We start from the raw sequence: 6,247 nt of genomic DNA, 5'->3' as shown, positions 1-6,247 counted from the left end.
ACGTGAACGACGTGGCCGTGGTGCTGCTGGGAAAGGGCGCGTAAACAAAAACAGACGAAATGGCCCCGTTTTGGAACATGCTCCAAAATGGGGCCATTTTCTGCCCGAAATATCCGCCTGTATTTTTAGAAGAATAGGCTTTTCAAATTTACTTTCACACGCTATACTGTTAGATAACGAAACAGAGGGGGGAGTGCGCCGTGCAGACGTTCAGCACCAACGAGATCTGTGAGCTGTGCCAGGTCAGCCGCAAGCAGCTGCGCTATTACGAGGAGAAGGGCCTGCTCAGCCAGGTCCCCCGGCACAGCGGCAACAACTATCGCTATTACACCCACGAGCACATCTATGAGATCGTGGCGGCCAAGGCCATGCGGGACATCGACATGCCCCTGGGGGAGATGAAGGACATCATCTATGGCCGGAACGTGGCCAGCATCCAGAATTCCCTTCAGCAGCAGATGGACTCGGCCAAGGAGGCCCTGGAGATCAGCCTGCGCCACTATGAGCAGAGCATGGCCGCCTATGCCAAGCTGGCCGAGGCCCTGTCCTTTTTAAAGCTGCACCACACCCTGGACAAGGAGGGGCTGATGGAGGTGGTGGACTATCCGGGCCAGGACGTGGTGTCATTGCCCTATCGGGCCACCTTTGAGGACGACCTGTGTTTGGACGTGGAGCACCTGCCCAAGATCCAGAACATCGCCCAGCAGGTGAACGCCGTGTCCATCGGCTCATTGCTGTACACCACCGCGGGGCACTTCGACAGCGACGCCTGCTCCTTTGACCACAGGATACACGACTTTAAGATCGCCATCCCCGTGGCGGACCGGCGGCTGCCCTGCGACCATTACGACAGCATCCCTGCATTCCGGGGGGTGTCTACCCTGCACATTGGGGACCCCAAGGACACCCGGCTGTGCGCCTCCTACATGCGGCTGATGGACTGGGCCAAGGGGCAGGGGTATGAGCTGGAAAATTGCTCCCTGGAGGAGTGGCTCATCAGCCCCATGATCACCTATAACAAGGAGCTGTGGGTCATCCGCATTATGATCCCCTTCCGGGGCGAGGGCGGAAAAATGAAAGTTTCATGGGACAAAACTTGAAAAAATAAAGTCGGCCCCTGGGGCTGGGTTTAACAAAACGATGGTGCTGGCAGAAAAGGGGAGGGGACCGGAGAAACCCAAAAACCTGTGTGCAAATCCAACAAGAATGAAAAAAAGAAATTGGGAAAATTGTTTTCTTGACCTATCCGCAGCGGTCAGTTTTATACTGTAGCCAAGGAACCCAAAGAAAGAAAGCCGGGAGGACGGGGAAAAAGCCCGCCTTCCGAACAGTATAAAATGAAGGAGTGGGAACCGTGAAAATCATCAAGCAGCCGGAGAAGAAGACCTATGAGCGGGACGAGAACCTGACCCGTACTGTGATGGACATTCTGGACAACGTCCGGGAGAACGGGGACAAGGCCCTGATCGAGTATGCCGCCAAGTTCGACAAGATGGACATCAAGACCGTCCGGGTGGACCCGGAGCTGGTGAAGGCCGCCTATCACCAGGTGGACGAGGCCACGCTGGAGGCCATCCGCTTCTCCGCCGACCAGATCCGCTTCTTTGCCGAGCAGCAGCGCACCTGTCTGAAGGACCTGGACATCCAGAGCAAGGTCCCCGGCCTGGAGATCGGCCACCGCATGGTACCCATCGAGCGGGTGGGCTGTTATGTCCCCGCCGGGCGGCACCCCCTGCCCAGCTCCGCCCTGATGGGCATCATCACCGCCAAGGTGGCCGGGGTGAAGGAAGTGGCGGCCTGCTCCCCTCCCTTCCACGGCTTTAACATGATCCACCCCGCCGTGCTGGTGGCCATGGACATCGCTGGGGCGGACGAGATCTATTGCATGGGCGGCGCCCAGGCCATCGCGGCCCTGGCCTTTGGCACCGAGACGGTGAAGCCCGTGGACCTGATCGCCGGACCGGGCAACCGCTTTGTGGCCGAGGCCAAGCGCCAGGTGTTCGGCACCGTGGGCATCGACAGCCTGGCCGGACCCAGCGAGGTGCTGGTGCTGGCCGACGAGACGGCCAACCCCACCTATGTGGCCATCGACCTGCTGGGCCAGGCCGAGCACGACCCCAACGCCAAGCCCATCCTGGTCTGCACCAGCGAAAAGGTGATCGACGAGGCCATGGTGGAGCTCCAGCGCCTGCTGCCCACCCTGGAGACCCAGGACGTGGCCGCCCAGGCCTGGAAGGACAACGGGGCCATCTATCTGGCCGACTCTATGGACGAGGCCATCGATATCTCCAACGACATCGCCCCCGAGCACCTGGAGGTCCAGGTGAAGGATGAGCGGGAGGTGGCCAAAAAGCTGCTGCACTATGGCTCTATGTTCGTGGGACACTATGCGCCGGTGGCCTTTGGCGACTTTGTCTCCGGCCCCAACCACACCCTGCCCACCATGCGCACCGCCCGGTATTCCAACGGCGTGTGGGTCGGCACCTTTATCAAGACCCCCTTCCACCAGTTCGTGTCGAAAGAGGGCTGCCACAACCTGGCCAAGCACTGCATGAGATTTGCGGAGGTGGAGGGTCTTCAGGCCCACAGAGATTCTGTGAAGCTGAGATTGGAGGATTGAACAATATGGGCGTGATGAATGGAAAGAACCTGTTTGACGTCTCCGGAAAGGTCGTTCTGGTCACGGGAGCCGGGTCCGGCCTGGGAAAGGGCTATGCCCAGACCTTTGGGGAGGCGGGCTCCACGGTGATCTGCGCGGGCAGAAACATGGAGCGGCTGGGGCAGACGGTCCAGGCCATCCAGGATGGCGGCGGAAAGGCCAGGGCCTATTCCGTGGACGTGACCCAGCTGGACTCCATTCACGCGCTGGTCCAGGCGGTGGTCCGGGACTTTGGCCGCATCGACGTGCTGGTGAACAACGCCGGGTACGAGCAGATCCAGCCCTTTACCGAGGTGACTCCCGAGGCCTATGACCACATCATGGCGGTGAACATGAAGGGCGTGTTCTTCATGGCCCAGGAGGTGGCCAAGGTGATGAAGGAGCACGGCGGCGGCAAGATCATCAACATCGGCTCCTTGGGCAGCTACATCGGTCTGGAGGAGTCCAGCGTGTACTGCTCCACCAAGGGCGGGGTGATCCAGCTGTCCAAGACCATGGCCATCGAGCTGGGGCCCTATCACATCCAGGTGAACTGCCTGGCCCCCGGCTATTTCATCACTCCCATGACCCAGCCCTTCTATGACGACCCCAAGCACCGGGCCTGGATCGAGAGCCGCATCCCCCTCCACGAGTGGGGGACCGACCTGGACCTGGCCGGTCCGGTGCTGTTCCTGGCCTCGGCGGCCAGCGACTATGTCACCGGCGAGACAATTAAGGTAGACGGAGGGTGGCTGGCCAGCTAAGGCCAGCCGCCCCAGACGGGAATGGAGGGACAACATGAAAGCTGCCCGATACTACGGAATTCAGGACGTGCGGTTCGAGACGGTGGAAAAGCCCGCCTGCGGCCCCACCGACGCGCTGATCCAGGTGTCCTACGCGGGGATCTGCGGCTCGGACCTGCACATCTATAACAAAGGGATGTTCATCCAGAACATCCCGGAGACCATGGGCCACGAGTTTGTGGGCGTGATCCGTCAGGTGGGGGACCGGGTGAAGGGCTTTGCCCCCGGCGACGTGGTCATCGCCAACCCCATGGTGCCCTGTATGCATTGCCCCAGCTGCCAGGCGGGCAGCTATAACACCTGCGAGGGCCTGGGCTTTATCGGCGAGGTCCGCCAGGGCTGCTTTGCCGAGTACATCGCCATGGACCAGGAGACCCTGATCAAGGTCCCGCCCCAGGCCGACCAGGAGAAGATCGCCCTGTCCGAGCCCCTGGCGGTGGCCCTGAACATCTGTGACCGGGCCCAGTTCAAGCCGGAGGACCGGGTGGCCCTCATCGGCGTGGGCCCCATCGGCCTGCTGACCATCCTGTCGGCCAAGGCCCTTTACGGCGTGGAGCACATCACCGCCGTGGACGTGTCCGACGTGCGGCTGGGCCTGGCGGAAAAGGTTGGGGCGGACGAGACCTTTAAGGAGCTGCCCGCTGACCTGAAATTTGACAAGGTCATCGATGCCGCCGGGCAGCCCATCACCCTGAACACCGCCATCGCTCACACCCGGGCCAATGGCCACCTGTATGTGGTGAGCATCTTTGAAAAGGAGTTCCACTTCGACATCAACGCCCTGGTGGCCGCCCAGATCACGCTGGTGGGCTGCAACGTCTATACCCGCAAGAATCTGGAGGACGCCGTGGCGGCCATCGCCTCGAATAAAGTGGACGTGGGGCCGCTGATCTCCCGGGTGTTTGACATCGAGGAGTGCGCCCAGGCGTTCCAACTGCTGAACTCCCGGGACAAGAGCGTGGCAAAAGTGTTGTTCAAGCTGAGCTGACGAATTGAACAGGAAGGAGGGTATGTATGCAGATCTTTATGGGCTTTTCCATGGACACCGGCATTTTCATCCTGGCCACCATCATCATCGACCTGATCGCAGCCGGATCGTTCTATCTTGGCAAGTGGAAGCTATGACCGACCTGTAACGACAAAGAGAGGGGGAAATATCTGTGAGTATTGCTGAACTGGAAAGAGCAATCGGTAAAGCCATCCCGATGGAGGTTCCCATCATCCTGATCGCCTATATGGCCCTGATGCTGCTCATCGGTCTGTGGGCGGCCAAGCGGGTAAAGAGTTCCGAGGACTGGTTCGTGGGAGGCCGTGAAATGGGCCCCTGGATCACCGCCCTGGCCCACGGCTCCAGCTCGGTGGGCGGCGGCATGTATATCGCCGGCCCCCAGTATGGCTGGGAAGCGGGCGCGTCCTCCCTGTGGGCCGCCCCCGGCGACGTGTTCGGCCCGCTGCTGAACTTTGGCATCATTGCCCGGCGGATGCGCCGGTATACGGAAAAAACCAAGTCCCTGACCATCCCCGATTTCTTCGGCCACCGGTATTACAGCCGGGGCGTGAAGCTGCTGTCCGTCATCATCATGCTGGTGGCCATGGTCATCAGCCTGATCGTGGAATATCTGGCCATCGGCGTGCTGCTGTCCTGCATCACCGGCTGGAGCTTTGAGATGTCCATGCTGGTGGGCTGCGTGGTGGTGCTGATCTACACCGGCGCAGGCGGCTATCTGGCCGTGGCCTACACCGACTTTGTGCAGTCCATCCTGATGCTCATCGGCCTGGCTGTGCTGATCCCCGTGTGTATCTCCGCCGCCGGCGGCTTCTCCGGCATCACCCAGAGCCTGTATGCCATCAACCCCGGCCTGCCCACCCTGTGGGGCGAGGATTTCTATCTGAAGGGCGCGCCCCTGATGATCGCCGGTATCGCCCTGGTCTATTTCGTGGGCTATATGGGCCAGCCCCACCTGGTCATCAAGACCGTGGCCATCAAGGATGAGAAGTCCATCCGTCTGGTCCCCCTGATCGGCGGCATCTTCGGCTTCTTCCTGTCCTTCGGCGTGTACATTCTCGGTATGGCCGGCCGCGTGATCTTCCCCGACGCCGCTGCCCTGCCCGGCGGCAGCGCGGAGTATATCATGCCCGTGCTGGCCCTGACCAAGCTGTCCCCCATCATGGCCGGTTTCCTGCTGGCCTGTGCCTTCTCCGCCATCATGTCCACCGCCAGCGCTCTGCTGCTGGTCATCGGCTCCGGCGCGGGCAGCGACCTGTATCACGGTTTTATCAACCCCAAGGCCAGCGAGAAGCAGGTCATGCGGGTGACCCAGGTGTCCACCTATGTGCTGGGCCTGATCTCCGCCGTGCTGTGCTTCGCCCCCATCTTCCAGGTGGGCATCTATCAGGTCACCTGGATCGCCTGGTCCGTGCTGTCCCCCGCCTTTATCCCCCTGATCATCGGCGGTCTGTATTGGAAGCGGGGCACCAAAGAGGGCGCTTACGCCTCTCTGATCGTGGGCTCTGTCACCGGCTTTGCCTGGTACTACCTGCTGCAGGAGAGCACCAACATCCACACCTTCTTCGCCGCCATCGTTCTGGCCACCGTGGCCTATGTGGTGGTGAGCCTGCTGACCAAAGAACCCCCCAAGGAGATCGAGGACATGGTGGACTATGCCAAGCGTTTTGAGGACGCCGAGGCCACCAACACCGCCGTGAAGGCCGGGGTGCAGATCTCCCAGGAGAACTTCAGCAAGATCATCCGCGCCAGCAAGGAGGCCGCCCCCGCGGCCTGCTGAGCGGCCATTGGGAGGGAGCC

Annotated in this window: 6 protein-coding genes; all 6 read left to right on the top strand. The window is 61.1% G+C overall.

Translation table 11 applies throughout. The features are described from left to right. Nucleotides 1-232, top strand: a 232-nt coding sequence (locus tag ACSAMP_RS04015; protein WP_457799596.1) for a hypothetical protein, incomplete at its 5' end; no start/stop codon positions are given. Then, on the top strand, nucleotides 201-1,100 hold the full coding sequence (locus ACSAMP_RS04010) for a MerR family transcriptional regulator (protein WP_457799595.1): 900 nt from the start codon (nucleotides 201-203) through the stop codon (nucleotides 1,098-1,100). The genes ACSAMP_RS04015 and ACSAMP_RS04010, both read left to right, overlap by 32 nt. 254 nt (nucleotides 1,101-1,354) lie before the next feature. Continuing rightward, nucleotides 1,355-2,620, top strand: a complete 1,266-nt coding sequence (hisD, locus tag ACSAMP_RS04005) for a histidinol dehydrogenase (protein ID WP_441797018.1) — start codon at nucleotides 1,355-1,357, stop codon at nucleotides 2,618-2,620. Between the two features lie 5 nt (nucleotides 2,621-2,625). Continuing rightward, entirely contained in the window at nucleotides 2,626-3,402 is a 777-nt protein-coding gene (locus ACSAMP_RS04000; RefSeq protein ID WP_457799594.1) for an SDR family NAD(P)-dependent oxidoreductase, read from the top strand. A gap of 34 nt (nucleotides 3,403-3,436) precedes the next feature. After that, the gene (locus ACSAMP_RS03995; protein ID WP_457799593.1) at nucleotides 3,437-4,429 is read left to right on the top strand and encodes a zinc-dependent alcohol dehydrogenase; all 993 of its coding nucleotides are present in this window, start codon (nucleotides 3,437-3,439) and stop codon (nucleotides 4,427-4,429) included. 172 nt (nucleotides 4,430-4,601) lie between these two features. Then, a complete protein-coding gene (locus ACSAMP_RS03990; protein WP_457799592.1) occupies nucleotides 4,602-6,227 on the top strand; it encodes a sodium/proline symporter in 1,626 nt (541 codons plus the stop codon). The last annotated feature ends 20 nt before the right edge of the window (nucleotides 6,228-6,247 follow it).

This window comes from Flintibacter sp. SJQ-8 (assembly GCF_054108085.1).
This window is presented reverse-complemented; position numbering and strand designations above follow the sequence as displayed.